This window comes from Romboutsia sp. LXY-2 (assembly GCF_056171995.1).
Window position 1 is genome coordinate 23,258 of the sequence record NZ_JBKFGI010000020.1, and the last position, 18,259, is coordinate 41,516.

An 18,259-nucleotide genomic window follows, 5' to 3' on the forward strand; every position below is an offset into this window, starting at 1 on the left:
CATTCACGGTGACGATATTTATTTTCTTTGGACCTTTGGATTTAGTTTCTTGGTATAAACATGGCTAATCGCCTGCCCCTCTAGTCCTTTTATTTATAGTACCTTTTCATAGAGTAAGCTAATGATAAGAATATCTTACACTATTCAAAGTCACTTAATCGAAGAGGTGAGGACTATTCACCGCCCCAAGCCCGATGCCCTGGGGTTGCTCTTTAAATAGGCAATGAAAGATAGTTGGTGGGTAGTCTGCGAACAGGTCGAGTGGAGTTCGACCTTCTACCAGAGGATATATTTTGCCTAGTTTTATAGCTGTATTAAGTCTTAGGATTTGAGATACTGTATCGAAGTATATTCTATATGCTCATATTATGGCAAAATATTTTTATTTATATTGCAGACTTATCGAAATATGATTTCTAAAGCATTACAGATAATAGCTTTTAAGAAGAATTGCTCGGAGGGGGATTGTCTTTGAGATTTGTCAGATTTCCGTGGGTTGGTCAGTTATTGTTAAAGGTAAAAAAGTACCCTTTTTTTAAAAGGTACTTTTGATAGTTTTATTTATATTTTTTCGATTTCTTGGTTTACTTGTTATTATAATCATAGCCTTTGTTTTAAGCTTGTATTAGCACTCTTGTATCTCTTTCGAGTTGTCTTCTCTTTAGCTCAGACCAGGTATCTTGTGTCTTATATATAGCGTAGTTTGTACCTTGCATTACGGTGTTTCTTAGGTCTTGCATTTGGTCCATTTTAGTTTCATAGTTAGTTATTTCTATTAAGTAGCTTCCTGATGTTACTTTTCTGATTTGTGTATTTAGTTCTAGTTTAGTTAGTATCTTTTGTACTTTCTCAGCTTCGGCTCTAGTTGATATGTATTTGTTTTTTAGTGTTACTACTCTTTTTTCTTTTTTCATCTTTTTAGCCTCCATTTTTATGTGTTTTTTTATTTATTTCTATACTTTTATTATCTCCATATCGTGAACTTTCCATACAGTTTTCTGTATCTTTTTTTCTTGTATTATGTTGGTATTTAAACGTTTATAAGGTATAAACTCTGTCTATATAGTGAACAATATAGATATGAAATTAATTAAAAAATCGGAGGAAAATCAAGTGTATATATCAAAGGCTCAATGCAGTTTAATGTATTTATCGGATTTTAGTAGTAGAAGTGAGAATGGTCATTTTTTCGGTGAGTATGAGGTTGTAGATGGAAATATAAATTTTAGATTTAATAGTGAGATGGAATATAAGATGTTTAACGGGATTTGTAAGTGTAATAGTATTTCATATAAGGTTACTGGTTTGAACGGTTCTAGAGAGGAATTAAATGACGATTATGTACATCTTTTGGAAGCCTAAGACTTTTAGGCTTCTTTTTAAATTGTTGTGTTACAATAGAAACACGCTTGTATATTTAAAAGTTAGTAAAATTAATTAGAATTAAAATATATATAATAAATAAATTTAATTGTAACTTTGGAGGGGGAGAAGTTGATTTGTATGGCTATGTTTATAAAACAACAAATTTACTTAACGATAAAATATATATAGGACAACATAAAGGGAATATGTTTGACCCATATTATTACGGTTCTGGATCTTGGTTTAAATATATTATGAAAAGAGATGGAAAAGAAAACTTTAAGTGTGAGATTTTAGAAGAATGTGATACTCTCGAATTACTAAATGAAAGAGAAGTATATTGGATAGAGTTTTATCAATCACGAAACCCATCAATTGGCTATAATTTAGCTAAAGGTGGAGAACAGATTGTTGTAGGATGCACAGAACAGGAAATAAAAACAATTTCTAAGCTACTTTATGATTCAACGGTCCAAAACATTCATGACACAATTATGAAAGCACAAATGTACGGATTAAGAATATATGAAAAAGGTGATGAGTGGAGACCTACTAGTAATAATTCTAATGATATTAAAATGATTGCAATAGATAATTCTATAATTGTTAGCTTTTATACAAAGAAACAGTTATCTATAACAAAGCACTATGCTGAAAAATACAATTGTAATTATTGGAAGTATAACTTAATGGTTGAGATATATAAACTTCCTGAATTAATGAAAGAGATTAAAATTGATTTTGTTGAAAATCGTATTGTTCCAGAAAGTTTTAATGGTCCAGGCAGAGGGACAACAGGGGTATTTTTAGAAACACAGAAATATACAAAAAGTGCTAGAATGCCATTATACTTCAATTTATAGAGTAAATTTAAAATAATATATATTGATAACAGAAGAGGTGGGAGCTATGCTTTCATCTCTTTTTTAATAGATAGTTATTTATTCTATAGTGGTTTAAATATTTTCATAAATTAATTTGTGAATGGGTGATTATATGAAAATATTTAAAGAAATACTAGATAAGCATACAAATATATGTACTTTAAGAGATACGTATAATATGGATGGAAATATTGAAATAACTGTTAATCAAGAAGAAAATAAGGTTGTTATATGGGCTTTTAATCATAAGACTGATAGGTTTGTAAATTTAGGTGCAAAGAGATTTGAAAAGCTTATAGAAGGCTTTAGAGAAGTAGCTAGTGATTTGTATTCGAGTGGTAATAAATATTATATTACTTTAGGACCAATAGATAATAAAGCTATTAATAAGTCCCCTGAGTTAGAGGTAGAGGAGCTTAAAAAGAAGATAGCTTGCTTAAATGATATTATTGCTAGGTTAGAAAATAAGAATAAAAAGCTTTTAAGTGATGTAGATAGATATAGAAAGGATTATTTATATTATCATGGTAAGTGGGCTGAGTTGGCTGATGAAAAATTTAAGAGAACTATAGAGGATTTAGATGGGATAAAGAAAAACTCTTTTATACATAATGCTAGAGGTGCTGGCAGGAGAGCTAGGTTTAGTGATGAGCAGATTATGGAGATTAAAAGTCTTAGGGAAAGTGGAAATACTATAAAAGAGATAGCTACTAGGTTTGAATGTTCTGTGGGGTTAATTCATAAATTAATAAATGAAAAATAGAGAGGGGAATATTTTGGGGAATGAAAAAAGATATACTAGCAGTGGATCTAAAGGAGCAGATAGGACCAGATAATATAAAGTTAATACTAGAATATATAAAAATAAAAGTAGCTGAGGAAAAAAGTAAATCCCAAGCTACTACAAAGTAAATTTATTCACCGAAGTTGAAAGAACTCATAACAAGTTTATCATCAACTACTATTTCTTTTAATTCTTCAAAAGCACCATCAAACTCATCAGCATCAATACTATTAGGTTCTTTGTATTTTGGAACTCTAACTTTTTTATTAGCAGACTTTAATGCTGCTTTTTTTATTTTATCTTCTCTTTTTTGTCTAAGTATCTCTAAAGATAATTCCTGGTTGTATAACTGCAAAGGAGCAAGCCCAAAATTCCTACGAACTGCATCTTCTGTGATAATCCATGTCTTACCAAATTTTTTTATATCTTTATCAATTATAAATTTTTCTTTCTGGACCATCTTCCTTAATGTTGAATTATCCATCCTATAAATTCTCGCTATATCGTCAAATGTATATAACCCATTGAAACTACCTTTGGCCATTTCTAAGCACCTCCAAGCAAATTTTTAATATATAATTTAAAGTGTAAAACTAAGTATAAAACTTATAAAACTGTTTCACGGTATCGTGAAACGAATGATAATCAATTAGTTATGTATAGGGATATCAATATTAATAGATACTATAGCATAGTGTGTAACATTCACGGTAAAGTGAATATTTCCAAGTTCACGATATCGTGACTTATATTTTAATTAGATAAAATATTTCTAATACCTTTATAGCTATATTGTTAAGTAGTTTTTTTAGTTTTATACACGGTATCGAGAAAAATATTTCAAGGGGGATAACATGAAAGAATTATTATTTATATTGGAAGCTGATGGGGAAGTTGTAATGATTGAGGGAGTATATAGACCAGAGGAAGATGTGGTTAAATTCAAGGATATAGAGGGGATAAGGGAGTTTGAGGATGTAGAAGAGTATAGAGAAAATCTAGTAGAGGGATATACTGAAGGCGTTAATGCTCTTATAAAAAGTATTCAATTAGATACAACTTTAATTGATAGAATAAGACAAGCCAAAGGCTCAAAGTTAAGGGTTGAATATGATATAAATGATTTACCAGTTGAGGCGATAAAGATAAATTAAAAGGTTAAAAGCTCCTGATTAGGAGCTTTTAGTATGTCTATATATCTTATAGCTCTACCGCTAGCTGTATTGATATGAATTGATAAAAAATAATCTGTATTAAAATCATTTGCTATTTGGGCTCTTTTGGTTAATGAAATCTAAATAATAGATATGAAGCAATATTACTTCTTTTCTGCAAATAGTTGTGTTGAGCCTGTATAAATTGCTTTCAAATCATTTAATATAGGATCGAGCTGAACTAATTCTTTGCCAACCTTTTGTATTTCACTTCTTGTTACCTCATGATCTATTTCATATTCATAATATCGTTGATGTATCTTTAAGCTTACCAAACTAGATGCAAATACACTATTAACTGCATTTGTAATATTTACAGCATGATTAATTAAATTAACGGAATTTCTATTAGAAGCCAGTTTTAGTTCATATTTATATTTATAATTCATATAAAAAACCTCCTAGAATATATATAATATTAAAATTATAACATTTATAAATCTATTTTATCTATCAAACAAGTCCGTATTTTAGCTTGTATCGACTTTTATATTTATTCGTTAGTATTTGCCTTAAAAGTCAAAGCATATCTAGCATTGGATAGCGGAGCAATGGTTTTATCCAATGCGGTGTACCAAGTGGTATGTACAATACCGACACCAAGTAGCTATAACTACATAGCTGCTATAAAAGAGACTAAACTCTTATTAACTTATAAATGTAAGTTAAAGCAAACGTGGAGGACGATTATCTTGATTTGGAGCCATGAACCAAACAAAAAGCAACACACAGGGCATTGGGCGACGGGGCAGTGAATGGCTATCCTCAAAAGCTATGAACACAAGCGAGCGATAATATACGAAGCAGGCATGATATGCAATATGATGCTTGCGAAGTATTTTATCGTGAGACGTGTTCGTGCGTTGAGGATTAGTCAGAGGGGCAGGACCGATAGGTCTATCTTTAACTATCAACTAACGAGATACTTATAACCTTTCAATATACATGGAAATTTTGATTAAGAGACGGTTTTGAGTTAGCGATTGTAGTGGATATCCTTTTGAGCGCTCTTTGCTCAAAAGATAGGAACGTAAAGCGCGGTGGCGATAGCCAAACTCCATAACAAAAACATCAAAACTTAGATATATCAATATATACAGGTAGAGTAATATAAAAGTAATATAGTATATTACAAGTAGTAATATAACTGTATTACTACTTGTAATATGGAAAAAATGCAAAGAATTAGAGTGAGAAAAGATAAGTGATATAAATTCAATAAATGAAAATACATAAGCAAAAGTTAACCAAAATATTAGAAGTGTAAGGATTTTAGTCTGGCATCACAGTTTGCAGCGCTCTTTGCTGCAATCTGTGAGGTCAGACTAGACCCCATAGCTTTTGACCCTAGCATATAAATAAAAAGAGTTGATGTAGGAGCGCTTTTTGCTCCTTCTTCAACTCTTATCCTATACATATAGAAGATAACTTGATAAAACATTATATATTCTATAAATGTTATAATATAGATAAATATGAATTTGTAGACTGGAGGAGAAGAAAATGTATCATAGCTTATTAGAAGAACGGCAGATAGAACTTAGAGAGAAAAAAACAATAGTAGCTGCGTTATATGAAGCAAAAATAGAAGCAAAAGAAATTCTTCGTTTAATAAAAAAGTATTGTAACATTAACGAAGAAGAAGCATTAAATATATTTCAGAATGAGAAATTCATAAATTCTCCATGTAGAGAATTGGAACAATATTTACTTCTTGAGAAAGGTTATGACTATGAGACATCAGATTTGTTTATCAATAAACATGTGGTAAGGGTATTAGTCAATAATCCGGAATTAAGTAAACTGACTCCGGCTAAATTATATGCTGTTGCAAAAGAACATCAGGAAAATAAAAGAATTTGAATGATTAACAAAGCGACAAATTTCAATTTATCTATCAGGTTTGAAAAATAATATTAATATAGTACGAACTAAATGTATAGGAGCATCTGCTCCTATTTTTATATTTAAAAACACAGAAATGTATAAAAGTAATATATAATATTACAAGTAGTAATATTTATGGGAGGTGAAAAAATTGAATAAAGAACAATTCAAAAACTTAGATATATTAGCTCAAATAGATCATGTAAATAACATCTTAAAAGAAGGTCAAACATTAACAGCTTTCTCAGAAGAATTGGAGATGTCTCGAAAGACCATAAGTAGGAACTTTAGTAAGGCAGGTTACAAGTTTAGCCAGAGTAAAAAGCAATACATCCTTGGAAATACTGATATACAAGCGGGGGAACAAAAGAAATATTACAGTAATATTACAGAAAGTAATATAAAAACTACCCCGGAGGAAGTTAGTAATATTCCAGTAATACAAAATATTACAACCAACTTAGAAATATCAAACAACCAAAAAAATAGCCTATTATATCTAGTGGACAACGTAGATAGAATAAAGGCAATACTAGATGGTCTAAATGAATATTACAAAGATATTACAGATAGTAATATTGAGAAAAAAGAAGATATAGTAAAAGATATTTACAACTTCAAACAAGCAAAAAGAGACTACAGAGCCAAGACATTAAAACTAGATGTAGAAGTTCAAAAAGGATTTGAAAGAATAGCAGAAGATCTAAAAGATAGTGGAGTGACTCAACAAGAACTACTAAATTATATATTAAATCAATACATTAAATTCTATGATGATATAAAATAAACCACCTTAATTAATAGCAGCTTAATTAAAGTGGTTTATAAAAAGTTATTAAAGTTTATTCTGCCCTTAGTGGCATCAAATTCATATTTAAATTATACAGCTTTAATAACTCCATGCATAGAAAAACTTTAGGTGAAATTGGAGGGGAATATGAGTTATCAAAGTGAAGCACAGTTAGAAGAAAATCTAATTAAGCAACTTGTAAACCAAGGGTTTAATAGAGTAACAATAACTGATGAAGAGCAATTAAAAAATAACTTTAGAAGTGAGTTATTTGAACATAACAAAGCTAAATTAAATAATGAGCAATTCACAGATAAAGAATTTGAAAGAATACTTACAAAGATTGAAGGTAAAAGTGTATTTCAAAGTGCAAAGATTTTAAGGCAAAAAGTTTTATTAGATAGAGATGATGATAGTCAGGTATATATAGAATTATTTAATCCTACAGATTGGAGCAAAAATAGATTCCAAGTAACTCATCAAACAACAGTAGTAGGAAAGAGAATAAACCGCTATGATGTAACAATACTTATAAATGGGCTACCAATGGTCCAAATAGAATTAAAACGTAGAGGGCTTGATTTTAAAGAAGCATTTCATCAAATAAATAGATATAAAAAGGAATCACTAAAAGGTTTATATAGATACCTTCAAGTGTTTGTTATAAGCAATGGAGTAGATACTAAATACTTTGCAAATAGTGATAAATCAATATTATACTCTCATGCATTTTTTTGGAGTAATGAAGAAAATAAGAGAATCAGTAAGCTATCAGATTTTACAGAAACTTTCTTAGATAGATCATTCATATCAAAGGTTATTGCAAGATATATAATAGTTAATGAAACAGATAAATTACTAATGGTTATGAGGCCATATCAAATATATGCAGTAGAAGCCTTAGTAAAAAGAGCTTCTCAAACTAATGACAATGGATATATATGGCATACAACAGGAAGTGGAAAGACTCTAACATCTTTTAAAGCTAGTCAAATACTTGCTAATGAGCCGGGTATAAAGAAAGTATTTTTCTTAGTTGATAGAAAAGATTTAGATAAGCAAACCGTAGAAGAATTCAATAAATTTGAGGCTGATGCAGTTGATAGAAGTGAAAAAACAGATGTATTAGTTAAGCAAATACAAGATATTACTAGACAATTAGTTGTTACAACAATACAAAAGATGGCTAATGCAGTTAAAAATGATAAATATGCTAAAGTAATGGAAGAATACAAGGATGAAAAGGTAGTATTTATAATAGATGAGTGCCATAGATCTCAGTTTGGAGATATGAATAAGGATATAAATAAATTCTTCTCAAAAGCTCAATATTTTGGTTTTACAGGTACTCCAAGATTAGATGAAAATAGAAGTTCAGATGGTAGAGCAACAGCAGATTTATTTGGCTCATGCTTACATCACTATTTAATTAAAGATGCTATAAATGATGCAAATGTATTAGGATTCTCAGTAGAGTACATGAGTACTATCAGAGGTGCTTTTGATGAAGATGATGACCAAAAGGTAAAAGGAATAGATACAAAAGAAGCATTTATGGCAGATGAGAGAATATCTGAAATAGCAAACCATATTATAGATATTCATAATACTAAAACTAAAAATAAGCAATATACAGCTATATTTACAGTTCAAAGTATACCAATGCTTGTAAAGTATTATGATAAGTTTAAAGAGCTTAACCATGACCTAAAAATAACAGGCATTTTCAGTTATGGAGCTAATGAAGATAGTGAAGGTAGAGATGAGTATTCAAGAGACTCATTAGAGAGAATAATTGGAGATTATAATAAAGAGTTTAATACGAACCACTCAACAGATGCATTTTCAAGTTATTTCTCAGATGTATGTAAGAAAGTAAAGTCGGCAGAGATAGATATTTTAATAGTTGTAAATATGCTACTAACTGGATTTGATAGTAAAAAGTTAAATGCATTATACGTTGATAAAAACTTAAAATATCATGATTTACTTCAAGCATATTCAAGAACTAATAGAGTTGAAAGTGATAACAAACCATATGGAAATATAGTTTGTTATAGAAATCTAAAGAAAAATACTGATGATGCAATACGTCTGTTTTCTGAGACAGATAATACAGATGTAGTACTTATGCAAGAGTATGAGTATTATCTAGACCTATGGAATAAACAACTAAAAAATCTATATCAAATAGCTAAGACACCAGAAGCTACAGATGATCTAAAGAGTGAAGAAGAAAAAAAGAAATTCATATTAAGTTTTAGAGAATTAACTAAGGTACTTACGAAACTTAATACGTTTGTGAAGTTTGAATTTGATGAAGAAAAAATCGGAATGAGTGAACAAACATATCAAGATTTTAAGAGTAAGTATTTAAGAATATATGATGAAACTAAAAAAGGTGATAATGAGAAAGAATCAATACTTCAGGACCTTGATTTTAGTATAGAGCTTATGCATACAGATAGAATAAATGTAGGCTATATTATGAATTTAATTAGAGATATAGATTTATCAGATAATGAAAAGAAAGCTCGTGATATTCAAAATGTAATAACAGAGCTTGATAGAGCGGATAACGAAGATTTAAGGCTTAAAGTAGATTTACTAAAAGAGTTTTTAAACAAGGTAGTACCAGACCTTGGAGCAGATGATGATATAGATATAGCCTATGAAGAATTTGAAGAAGTTAAAAAAGAAGAAGATGTAGAAAGCTTCTCAAAGGAAATAGGTTTAAATAGATACTCTATAAAAGAGTATATTTCAGAGTATGAATACTCAGGAATAATCAATACTCAAGATATAAAACAAGGTATAAAAGTAGAGTTAAAACCTAAGTTATCAGCTAGAAAAGTATTAGTAAACTCAGTTAAAAACTTTATATATAACCATGTCAGAAAATTTGCTTAAGAACTTAACCAAAGATAAGGAGAAACACCATGCAAACAAGTGAAAAACAACAAGAACAACAAAGAGAGCTTCACTCAAAGTTATGGGCTATAGCTAATGACTTAAGAGGAAATATGGAAGCGAATGAATTTAAAAATTATATACTGGGACTTATTTTCTATAGATATCTTAGTGAGAAAGTAGAAAAAGTAGCATTAGATGCACTAGAAGAAGATGAAGTAAGCTATGAAGAAGCTTTTGCAGATGAAGAATTAAGAGAAGATTTACAAGAAGAGCTAATAGAAGAATTAGGGTACTATATAGAGCCTAAATACCTATTCTCAACACTTTTAAAAGCAATAGAAGATAATACATTTGACATAGAAATGCTTCAAGGAGCAATAAATGATATAACAGAATCTACAATAGGGTATGAGAGCCAAGAAGATTTTGACCATTTATTTGATGATATGGATTTAGCTTCTACAAAGCTAGGAAGAGATGTAAAAACTCGTTCAAAACTAATAGCTAAAGTAATGGCAAATATATCTCAAATAGATTTCTCACATGAAGATACGGAGATAGATGTACTTGGAGATGCTTATGAATATTTAATATCTCAATTTGCTGCAAATGCAGGTAAAAAGGCGGGCGAGTTTTATACTCCGCAACAAGTTTCAAAGATATTAGCTAAGGTTGTAACTATTGGAAAGAGTGACTTAAGAAATGTTTATGACCCTACTTGTGGGTCTGGATCACTACTTCTTCGCGTAGCAAAAGAAGCAAATGTTAGAAAGTTCTATGGGCAAGAGTTTACTTCAACAACGTACAACTTAGCTCGTATGAACATGCTTTTACATGATGTTAAATATCAAAACTTTGATATAAAAAATAATGATACATTAGAACATCCAGAGCATGAAGGAATGAAATTTGAAGCGATAGTTGCCAATCCACCGTACTCGGCTAATTGGAGTGCTGATGCTAAATTTTTAGATGATGAAAGATTTAGTGCTTATGGTAAGTTAGCTCCAAAGTCAAAAGCAGATTTTGCATTTGTTCAACATATGATACATCAATTAGATGAAAATGGAACAATGGCAGTTGTACTTCCTCATGGGGTGCTCTTCAGAGGTGCAGCAGAGGGAGTAATAAGAAAGTATCTGATAGAGGATAGAAACGTATTAGATGCGGTTATAGGGCTTCCTGCTAATATATTCTTTGGTACAAGTATACCAACTAATATATTAGTGTTTAAGACGTGCAGAGAGAACGGAGATAATATATTATTTATAGATGCATCAAATGAGTTTGAAAAAGGAAAGAATCAAAATAATTTAACTGATGCTCACGTTGAGAAGATAGTGGAGACTTATGTTAATAGAGAAACGATTGATAAATACAGCTATAAGGCTTCAATGGATGAGATAAAAGAGAATGATTATAACTTGAATATACCAAGATACGTTGATACTTTTGAAGAGGAAGCTCCAATAGATCTTAAGGCTGTTAGTGAGAGAATAGCTAATATTGATAAAGAGATGGCTAGTATTGATGATGAGTTAGCAGTGTATTTAAAAGAGCTTGGATTATAAGGGGAGGTGGATGATATGAATAAGACACCAAAACTTAGATTTAAGGAGTTTAGTGGAGATTGGAATAAGACTACTATAGGAAATGAATTTAATCTATCATCAGGAACGACTCCAAGTAAATCAAATAAAAAGTATTTCAATGGTAGCAACTGTTGGGTAACTAGTGGGGAATTAAAAAATAAATATATAAACTCAACAATTGATAAAATAACAGATGTAGCATTAAAAGAAAGTAATTTGAAAAAATATCCTATTGGAACATTTATAATTGCAATATATGGGCTAGAGGCTAGTGGAACTAGAGGAAGTTGCTCTATACTAAATACAGAAGCTACTATAAGTCAAGCATGTATGGCTTTTACACCAAAATCAAATACATTTAATGAATTCTTGTATTACTGGTATATAAAATATGGAGAAAAAATCGGGCTTAAATATGCACAAGGTACAAAGCAACAAAATTTAAGTACCGATTTAGTTAGCAATATAAATATTTCTGTACCTTCAACAAAAGAACAAGAAAAAATAACTTCTGTATTTTCTTTAATTGATGATAAGATTTCTCTTCAAGGTGAAAAATTAGAGATGCTTAAAGATTATAAGGCAGGTATTATGCAAAAGATTTTTAGCATGGAGTTAAGGTTTAAAGATGATGATGGTAGAGATTATCCTGAGTGGGAAGAGAGAAGATTTAAAGATTTTGTTAAAATAAACCAGGGATTACAAATTCCAATATCAGATAGATATACATCAGAAGGGGAGAATAGATATTTTTATATAACAAATGAGTTTTTAAAATCTAGTTCAGATACTAAATACTATATAGAAAATCCTCCTAAAACTGTAATTTGTGATGAAGATGATATTTTAATGACTAGAACTGGAAACACTGGGAAAGTAGTAACTGGAGTAAGAGGAGCTTTTCATAATAACTTCTTCAAGATAGATTATGATAGATGTAAGTATAATAAGATGTTTTTATATTATGTTTTGACTTCTCATAAAATACAAAAGAATATAATTAGATTAGCAGGTACATCTACTATTCCAGATCTTAACCATGGAGATTTCTATAATATAAAAATAAAATTACCAATAAAGAAAGAACAAGATAAAATATCAAGGTTACTAATAAATATAGATATTAAGATTGAGAAAGAGCAAGAGAAGTTAGATTATTTAAATGAATATAAAAAAGGATTATTGCAACAGATGTTTATTTAATATTCATTTATGATATAATATATAAAAATCACCAAAATACACCATAAATTTACAATGAAAAGTAATATATGGTGTATAATTTTATATATAATTAAAAAGGGGGGATGATGCTATGGCAAGGTTAGTTACTGAAAAAGAAAAGAACCTTATATTAAATAGTGACATTCTAAAAGATTATCCTAAATTTAAAGCATTTTTAGAAGATACACCGGGACTAGAAGATTCAGAAATCAATGCTCTGGATGAAGAAATGAGAAATTTCTTTAATGGAGGTATATTCAATGCTATCAGTAGTAAAGCGCCAAAAGAATGGGAAGTTGATAAATCTAAGACACTAGAAATAGATGAAGAAGAGATTAAAAATTGTCAAATATGCAATCATCCAATTAAGAATTTATACTATATAAAAAATAAATTTAACAAAAAACATATGATTGTAGGAAGTATATGTGTAAATCAATTTGGTATACTTGATAAAATTGAACTTGATAAGCTACTTAAAGAAAGAGCAGTAATAAAAAGAAGAGCAGAAATAAATAAATCAATAAACAATATAGAAAAGACATTTCGAGAACTAGAACTATTCATTGAAAAAAGCCCAATTATAATAAAAAATAAAGCAATTAAGAAATTCACATTATTAAAAAATCAAGCATTTAACTTACATAAAAAATATATAGATTTTAATTTAGAAAGTCATGAAAAAATTGAAATAGTAGATAAAATCAAAGAAATTTTACCACAAATTAAAGTTGAAAAAGATAGCATAAGTGAATACATAGAAAAAAATAAAAATGATAAATTTGTTGCCACTAAAGAGATATTTAGAAGTATAGATCAGAATGATAAGTCTAGATTTAATTTAGAGGAAGATGGTTTTGTATCTGATAAAACAATATTTAGGGTAAGAGATATTAAATTTATAAAATCAGTTATTGAAGACTTTAATAAATACTTAAGGGACTATAACATGAAAATAATAGGAATATCCGAATCATCAAGGGAGATATACTATCAAATAGATATAGGAAATAAGGGCTTTGCTATAGTAGATTATAAATATAAAGACTTTGCACTTAGCTATGGAAGTTTAATCTTTGGAGAAGAGTCACTAGAAGATATAAGTATAGATAATATATTTAAAAATTCAAAAATAAGAAATGAAGCAACTATAAAAACAATACTTGATTCAATTTCAGAGATTATAGAAAGGCGAAACTTTGAAATTGAGGATGTTAACAAGCAATTTGATGAAATTATAATTAGAAATTGTAAAAATGATAAATATATAATCTTAAGCTTTAAAGAAACTATTGAAAGGTTTAAAGAACTAGCTTTAATAGACTCCCGAAAATTAGAAAAACAAGTTATAGGTTATATTTTTAATTGTAAGGATGTAAAAAATAAACATGAAATGAATTCATATAGAAGAAAAACTAACTTTTAATGAAAAAGGCAGAGAAATCTGTCTTTTTTATATAAGGCAATTGTATTTTTAAAATTTAAAGTCAAATTTGAAAATAACTATAAAATTTATCTTTATAGTTTACATTATTATTACTCTAGGTAATTAAATTTTCTATAAAAAACTTCCAATACCAATACCCGGCAATTTTTTTACACACATACCTAAATCTTATATTTGTTTCATTCTTAGGGAAATACTAAAAAAATATAAGCACCTCTATAGATAAGTTATAAATAACATTAAAAAAGCATATATTAATAAAAAAATAATCAAAATGAAATATTTTATATCGTTTTGATTAAAAATATTGTAAAAAAGACATATTAATGATATATATATAGTGTATACGGAGGTAATGGATAATGAAGGATATAGTGGTTAGTTTACAAAAGATTGAGCTAAATGATTTTAAAAATGTAGAAAAAGGAACAATTACCTATAATAAAACAACAGATAAATCTAGTTTTAAACATGTATTAGGAATATATGGACAAAATGGATCAGGTAAAACATCAGTTATTGATGGTTTATATGTTTTTAAAGAAATTGCATCGGGCAGAAAGTTAACAGATGATATTATTAATTACATATCTGCGGATAAAAATAGTACTTCTCTTTATTTTGAGTACTTAATAACACACAAGGAAGAATCATTCAAAGCATTTTATAATGTAGAAATAGAAAAAATTCAAGAAAAAAGTGACGAAGATGACACTGAAAGTGGTAATAGACCTAACATTCAAGTAAAGAGTGAGAAGTTAAGATATTCAAAGTTAGAAAATGGAAAATGGACAAATAGAATTACAATTGTTGATTATGAAGAAAATTTTAAAGATGATGTATTTAAGCCAAAAACAAGATATCAAGAAATAATAGCTTTAAATAAAGAAAATGATGTGCAATTCAAGGTGGCTAAAGAAATATCAAAGGAACTAAGGACATCATTTATTTTCAATAAAAAAACTAAATCTATACTTGAAAAAGGATTTGTGAAGAATGAAGATTATATAACTATCATAAATAGTTTATATATTTTTGCTGAATTAAATTTATTTGTTATTAAAAATGATGAACTAGGTGTAATAAATACAAATCAAATTATGCCATTTAGTTTTAGGATTGAAGAAGGTAAAGACTGGTATTCAGGAAATATAGCTATTAAAATGTTTAGTATTTCTTTCATAGATAAAGAAAAATTTGAAATACTTAATAGAATAATTAATCAAATAAATGTAGTTATAAATGCAATAATACCAGAGTTAAATATTAGATTAAAAAATTATGGACTAGAAACATCAGAAATAGGAAAAGAAGGGTTCAGAGTAGAACTTATTTCTTCAAGAAAAAATATAGAAATACCATTAAAATACGAGTCAGATGGAATTAAAAAAATAGTATCTGTATTAAGTGCATTAATAGCTATGTATAATAATGAACAAATATTACTTGCAATAGATGAATTGGATGCAGGAATATATGAATTTTTATTAGGTGAAATATTAGAAGTTGTTAGTGAAAATGCTAAGGGACAATTTATATTCACTTCTCATAACCTAAGAGCACTAGAAAAGCTAGATAAAGACTGTATAGTATTTACAACAACTAATCCTAATAATAGATATATAACAATGGAGAATGTTAAGAGTACTAATAATCTAAGGGATGTATATTTAAAAAGTATATTACTAGGTGGACAAAAAGAAACTGTTTATGAATCAAGTAATAAATTCGAAATTTCATATGCTTTTAGAAAAGCATGGAAGAGGTAATACATGAGTTCTAAAAATAAGACCAAAAAGATAATTTTATTTATCGTTGAAGGAACATCAGATAGAGATGCATTGAGTTTAATTCTCTCTAGACTTATAAATAAAGAAGAAGTAGAGTTCCAAGTATTTCATGGAGATATAACTGCCGATAGATATTCAACACAACAAAATATTGTAAATAGAATAAATAACGAAGTTAAAAAATTTATCAAAAGACTAAACGGAATAGAAAGAGAAGATATTTCTAAAATAATACACTTAATAGATATAGATGGAGCATACATAAAAAATCAAGAGGCTTTTATAGAAAATAAAAGTATTGAATCAGGCTTTATTTACAATGATACAACCATTGAGGGCAATAGTAAAAATAATATTTTAAATAGAAATGAAAAGAAATCTAGTATTATGGATAGAATATCATCATTACCAGAAGTTGGTGGAACAAGTTATCGTGCATATTATTTTTCTTGTAACTTAGATCATGTACTTCACAATGAACGAAATTTAGATAAAGACTTAAAATCAGATTACGCTTTTGACTTTGTAGAGTTGTTTGATGGAAATGAAGAAGATTTTATAAAATTTTTGAATAAAGATGAAATTGCGGCACCAGGAGACCACAAAGCAACATGGTCATTTATAAAAGAAGGTAACAATTCACTGAGTAGATATTGTAATTTTCATCTATATTTTAATATATAGGATGTAGTAAAAATGGATGACTGATGTTATCCATTTTTATTTTGATAAAAAACATAAAATATAATTTTCTATCGATTCGACAAACTTTGATAAATAAATTAGAATATTAGATATTAAAATTAAAAAAATAACTAATTATATTTATGGATAATACATTTAAAATACTTAAGTTAACGGTATTTATTATATTAAAACAGTCAAGTTTGAGCCGACAAACTTGACTATTTATATTAAAAAGGGTATCTATAATAGGGGGAACCGTAGATGAAATTAATAGAAATTAAGTCTGATATAAATAATAAATTAGACTTACTAATAGAGCATAGGATATTAAACAACAACTCACATCATCTAAATTACATATTAACTGAGATAAACGATAAATTTTATTTTATTGATGCAAGATCAGATTTAGTAACAATAAAAAATAATTTAATTTGCCCATATTGTTTGCAAAAGCTAACTATAAATAGGACCTATAAAAAGCAAAATGGGACAATAGTACAATTCTTTGTAAAACATAAATCTAAAAATAAAATGAGTGAGGAGTGTATATTTAAGAATAAAGCAGTTGGAGGATATAACTCAGAGATAGACGGATTCTATAAAAGTAAAGAGTTTATAACTCGTAGTGTAATATTGATGTTAAAAAATGAGATAACTAACAACTTTGAAATATCAATACCATATGACTACAAGATAATAACTGAAGAAGATGTGTCTATTAAATTCAAATATAAGAAGCATAGAATAACAGGGATATACCCAAGCAGCAGAGATGAATTTATATGCAGATTAAAAACTGATAGGTATGAAACTTTATTTTGTATGTTGGGTGAGAATGAAATAAATATAAGAAATAATTATAAAGATGTTTGGGGAAAACATGATGTTACAGTAGTTACATTTAATGAAAATAAGCCATATATAAACTCAGAAATTGAATCAAAGCTTAATAAACATAGTAAGTTTTATACAACATGTTTATATTCAAGAGTGCAACAAGAAGCTTATGAAGCATATATAATTGAGCATAGGAAATATATAAATAACAAAGTAAGTTCAAAACAAGAAATAATAAAAAATATTACAGAAGATTTCAGTATAGAAATTGATAATACAATAAGGTTATTAGAACGAGCAGTAGACCATGAATTAAATAGAGTAAAGGTACTACTAGAGCATAGAGTTGGGCTAAAGAAGGTTGATGAAAATTTATGGATAACTTCTAATGGTGATTATTATAAATTAAGAAAAATTAAAATAACAAAAAATGATATATGTTTCTATAGAGAGTGTCCAGAAATATATATTAAGCATATAGAAACCTTTGGGTATAGGATTGAAGCAATATAAAGCACAAATACTTTAATTTAGATTAGACAACACTTGGAGGATGAAATGAAGAAAAAAGCTGTAGGTTATTGTAGAATATCGACCTTAATGCAAGTTGATAATACATCACTTAAGGACCAGGAAGAGAAAATTAAAATGTATGCTAAACTTCACGATATCGTGATAGATGAAATATTTATAGATAAAGCTGTATCAGGTAAATCAACTGATAGACCAGAGTATGATAAGATGATGAATCATGTAAAGTCAACTGATATAGACATGATTATAGTTTATAAAAATGATAGAATTCACAGGAGCTTATATAATTTGTTGGCCATGATATATGA

The 18,259-nt window shown here is 28.2% G+C and carries 18 protein-coding genes; 15 read left to right on the top strand and 3 right to left on the bottom strand.

Translation table 11 applies throughout. The annotated features are described in order from the left end of the window. Positions 1-614: 614 nt before the first annotated feature. The gene (locus ACI48P_RS21005) at positions 615-914 is read right to left on the bottom strand and encodes a hypothetical protein (RefSeq protein WP_475219293.1); all 300 of its coding nucleotides are present in this window, start codon (positions 912-914) and stop codon (positions 615-617) included. 199 nt (positions 915-1,113) lie between these two features. Between ACI48P_RS21005 and ACI48P_RS21010 the strand changes: the two genes are divergently transcribed. The 4 genes from ACI48P_RS21010 (at position 1,114) to ACI48P_RS21025 (ending at position 3,161) form a co-directional block, all read left to right on the top strand. Continuing rightward, entirely contained in the window at positions 1,114-1,362 is a 249-nt protein-coding gene (locus ACI48P_RS21010; RefSeq protein WP_475219295.1) for a hypothetical protein, read from the top strand. Between the two features lie 137 nt (positions 1,363-1,499). Next, positions 1,500-2,228 carry a GIY-YIG nuclease family protein gene (locus ACI48P_RS21015; protein WP_475219296.1) on the top strand — a complete coding sequence of 243 codons (729 nt, stop codon included), beginning with the start codon at positions 1,500-1,502 and terminating at the stop codon, positions 2,226-2,228. A 133-nt stretch (positions 2,229-2,361) separates the two neighbouring features. Further along, complete coding sequence (locus ACI48P_RS21020; protein ID WP_475219298.1) at positions 2,362-3,012, top strand: hypothetical protein; 651 nt, start codon at positions 2,362-2,364, stop codon at positions 3,010-3,012. A 20-nt stretch (positions 3,013-3,032) separates the two neighbouring features. After that, positions 3,033-3,161, top strand: coding sequence for a hypothetical protein (locus ACI48P_RS21025; protein WP_475219299.1), 129 nt, complete (start codon positions 3,033-3,035; stop codon positions 3,159-3,161). A 2-nt stretch (positions 3,162-3,163) separates the two neighbouring features. On the opposite strand, the gene ACI48P_RS21030 is transcribed toward ACI48P_RS21025, so the two are convergent. Beyond that, positions 3,164-3,577 carry a hypothetical protein gene (locus tag ACI48P_RS21030; protein ID WP_475219301.1) on the bottom strand — a complete coding sequence of 138 codons (414 nt, stop codon included), beginning with the start codon at positions 3,575-3,577 and terminating at the stop codon, positions 3,164-3,166. A gap of 310 nt (positions 3,578-3,887) precedes the next feature. Between ACI48P_RS21030 and ACI48P_RS21035 the strand changes: the two genes are divergently transcribed. After that, positions 3,888-4,187 (top strand): hypothetical protein, encoded by a 300-nt coding sequence (locus ACI48P_RS21035; protein WP_475219303.1) that lies wholly within the window; start codon positions 3,888-3,890, stop codon positions 4,185-4,187. Positions 4,188-4,351: 164 nt separating this feature from the next. On the opposite strand, the gene ACI48P_RS21040 is transcribed toward ACI48P_RS21035, so the two are convergent. Continuing rightward, positions 4,352-4,636 (bottom strand): hypothetical protein, encoded by a 285-nt coding sequence (locus tag ACI48P_RS21040; RefSeq protein ID WP_475219304.1) that lies wholly within the window; start codon positions 4,634-4,636, stop codon positions 4,352-4,354. A gap of 1,114 nt (positions 4,637-5,750) precedes the next feature. On the opposite strand from ACI48P_RS21040, the gene ACI48P_RS21045 reads away from it, so the two are divergent. The 10 genes from ACI48P_RS21045 to ACI48P_RS21090 form a co-directional block, all read left to right on the top strand. After that, positions 5,751-6,110 carry a hypothetical protein gene (locus tag ACI48P_RS21045; protein WP_475219306.1) on the top strand — a complete coding sequence of 120 codons (360 nt, stop codon included), beginning with the start codon at positions 5,751-5,753 and terminating at the stop codon, positions 6,108-6,110. A 175-nt stretch (positions 6,111-6,285) separates the two neighbouring features. After that, positions 6,286-6,921 carry a hypothetical protein gene (locus tag ACI48P_RS21050; RefSeq protein WP_475219308.1) on the top strand — a complete coding sequence of 212 codons (636 nt, stop codon included), beginning with the start codon at positions 6,286-6,288 and terminating at the stop codon, positions 6,919-6,921. A gap of 150 nt (positions 6,922-7,071) precedes the next feature. Beyond that, on the top strand, positions 7,072-9,834 hold the full coding sequence (locus tag ACI48P_RS21055) for a type I restriction endonuclease subunit R (protein ID WP_475219310.1): 2,763 nt from the start codon (positions 7,072-7,074) through the stop codon (positions 9,832-9,834). Positions 9,835-9,863: 29 nt separating this feature from the next. Then, entirely contained in the window at positions 9,864-11,408 is a 1,545-nt protein-coding gene (locus tag ACI48P_RS21060) for a type I restriction-modification system subunit M (protein WP_475219312.1), read from the top strand. A 15-nt stretch (positions 11,409-11,423) separates the two neighbouring features. After that, complete coding sequence (locus ACI48P_RS21065; RefSeq protein ID WP_475219314.1) at positions 11,424-12,632, top strand: restriction endonuclease subunit S; 1,209 nt, start codon at positions 11,424-11,426, stop codon at positions 12,630-12,632. 112 nt (positions 12,633-12,744) lie between these two features. Then, a complete protein-coding gene (locus ACI48P_RS21070; RefSeq protein WP_475219316.1) occupies positions 12,745-14,079 on the top strand; it encodes a hypothetical protein in 1,335 nt (444 codons plus the stop codon). Between the two features lie 383 nt (positions 14,080-14,462). After that, the gene (locus tag ACI48P_RS21075) at positions 14,463-15,869 is read left to right on the top strand and encodes an AAA family ATPase (RefSeq protein WP_475219318.1); all 1,407 of its coding nucleotides are present in this window, start codon (positions 14,463-14,465) and stop codon (positions 15,867-15,869) included. A gap of 3 nt (positions 15,870-15,872) precedes the next feature. Then, the gene (locus tag ACI48P_RS21080; protein WP_475219320.1) at positions 15,873-16,574 is read left to right on the top strand and encodes a hypothetical protein; all 702 of its coding nucleotides are present in this window, start codon (positions 15,873-15,875) and stop codon (positions 16,572-16,574) included. Between the two features lie 264 nt (positions 16,575-16,838). After that, positions 16,839-17,930 (top strand): hypothetical protein, encoded by a 1,092-nt coding sequence (locus tag ACI48P_RS21085; RefSeq protein WP_475219322.1) that lies wholly within the window; start codon positions 16,839-16,841, stop codon positions 17,928-17,930. 45 nt (positions 17,931-17,975) lie between these two features. Next, positions 17,976-18,259: recombinase family protein (locus tag ACI48P_RS21090; RefSeq protein WP_475219324.1), on the top strand; the 284-nt coding region annotated here is incomplete at its 3' end.

Coding starts and splice junctions, on each gene's coding strand:
- ACI48P_RS21005 (WP_475219293.1), bottom strand. CDS start 914: ATGAAAAAAGAAAAAAGAGTAGTAACACTAAAAAACAAATACATATCA.
- ACI48P_RS21080 (WP_475219320.1), top strand. CDS start 15,873: ATGAGTTCTAAAAATAAGACCAAAAAGATAATTTTATTTATCGTTGAA.
- ACI48P_RS21045 (WP_475219306.1), top strand. CDS start 5,751: ATGTATCATAGCTTATTAGAAGAACGGCAGATAGAACTTAGAGAGAAA.
- ACI48P_RS21030 (WP_475219301.1), bottom strand. CDS start 3,577: ATGGCCAAAGGTAGTTTCAATGGGTTATATACATTTGACGATATAGCG.
- ACI48P_RS21065 (WP_475219314.1), top strand. CDS start 11,424: ATGAATAAGACACCAAAACTTAGATTTAAGGAGTTTAGTGGAGATTGG.
- ACI48P_RS21035 (WP_475219303.1), top strand. CDS start 3,888: ATGAAAGAATTATTATTTATATTGGAAGCTGATGGGGAAGTTGTAATG.
- ACI48P_RS21060 (WP_475219312.1), top strand. CDS start 9,864: ATGCAAACAAGTGAAAAACAACAAGAACAACAAAGAGAGCTTCACTCA.
- ACI48P_RS21020 (WP_475219298.1), top strand. CDS start 2,362: ATGAAAATATTTAAAGAAATACTAGATAAGCATACAAATATATGTACT.
- ACI48P_RS21075 (WP_475219318.1), top strand. CDS start 14,463: ATGAAGGATATAGTGGTTAGTTTACAAAAGATTGAGCTAAATGATTTT.
- ACI48P_RS21040 (WP_475219304.1), bottom strand. CDS start 4,636: ATGAATTATAAATATAAATATGAACTAAAACTGGCTTCTAATAGAAAT.
- ACI48P_RS21070 (WP_475219316.1), top strand. CDS start 12,745: ATGGCAAGGTTAGTTACTGAAAAAGAAAAGAACCTTATATTAAATAGT.
- ACI48P_RS21085 (WP_475219322.1), top strand. CDS start 16,839: ATGAAATTAATAGAAATTAAGTCTGATATAAATAATAAATTAGACTTA.
- ACI48P_RS21055 (WP_475219310.1), top strand. CDS start 7,072: ATGAGTTATCAAAGTGAAGCACAGTTAGAAGAAAATCTAATTAAGCAA.
- ACI48P_RS21025 (WP_475219299.1), top strand. CDS start 3,033: ATGAAAAAAGATATACTAGCAGTGGATCTAAAGGAGCAGATAGGACCA.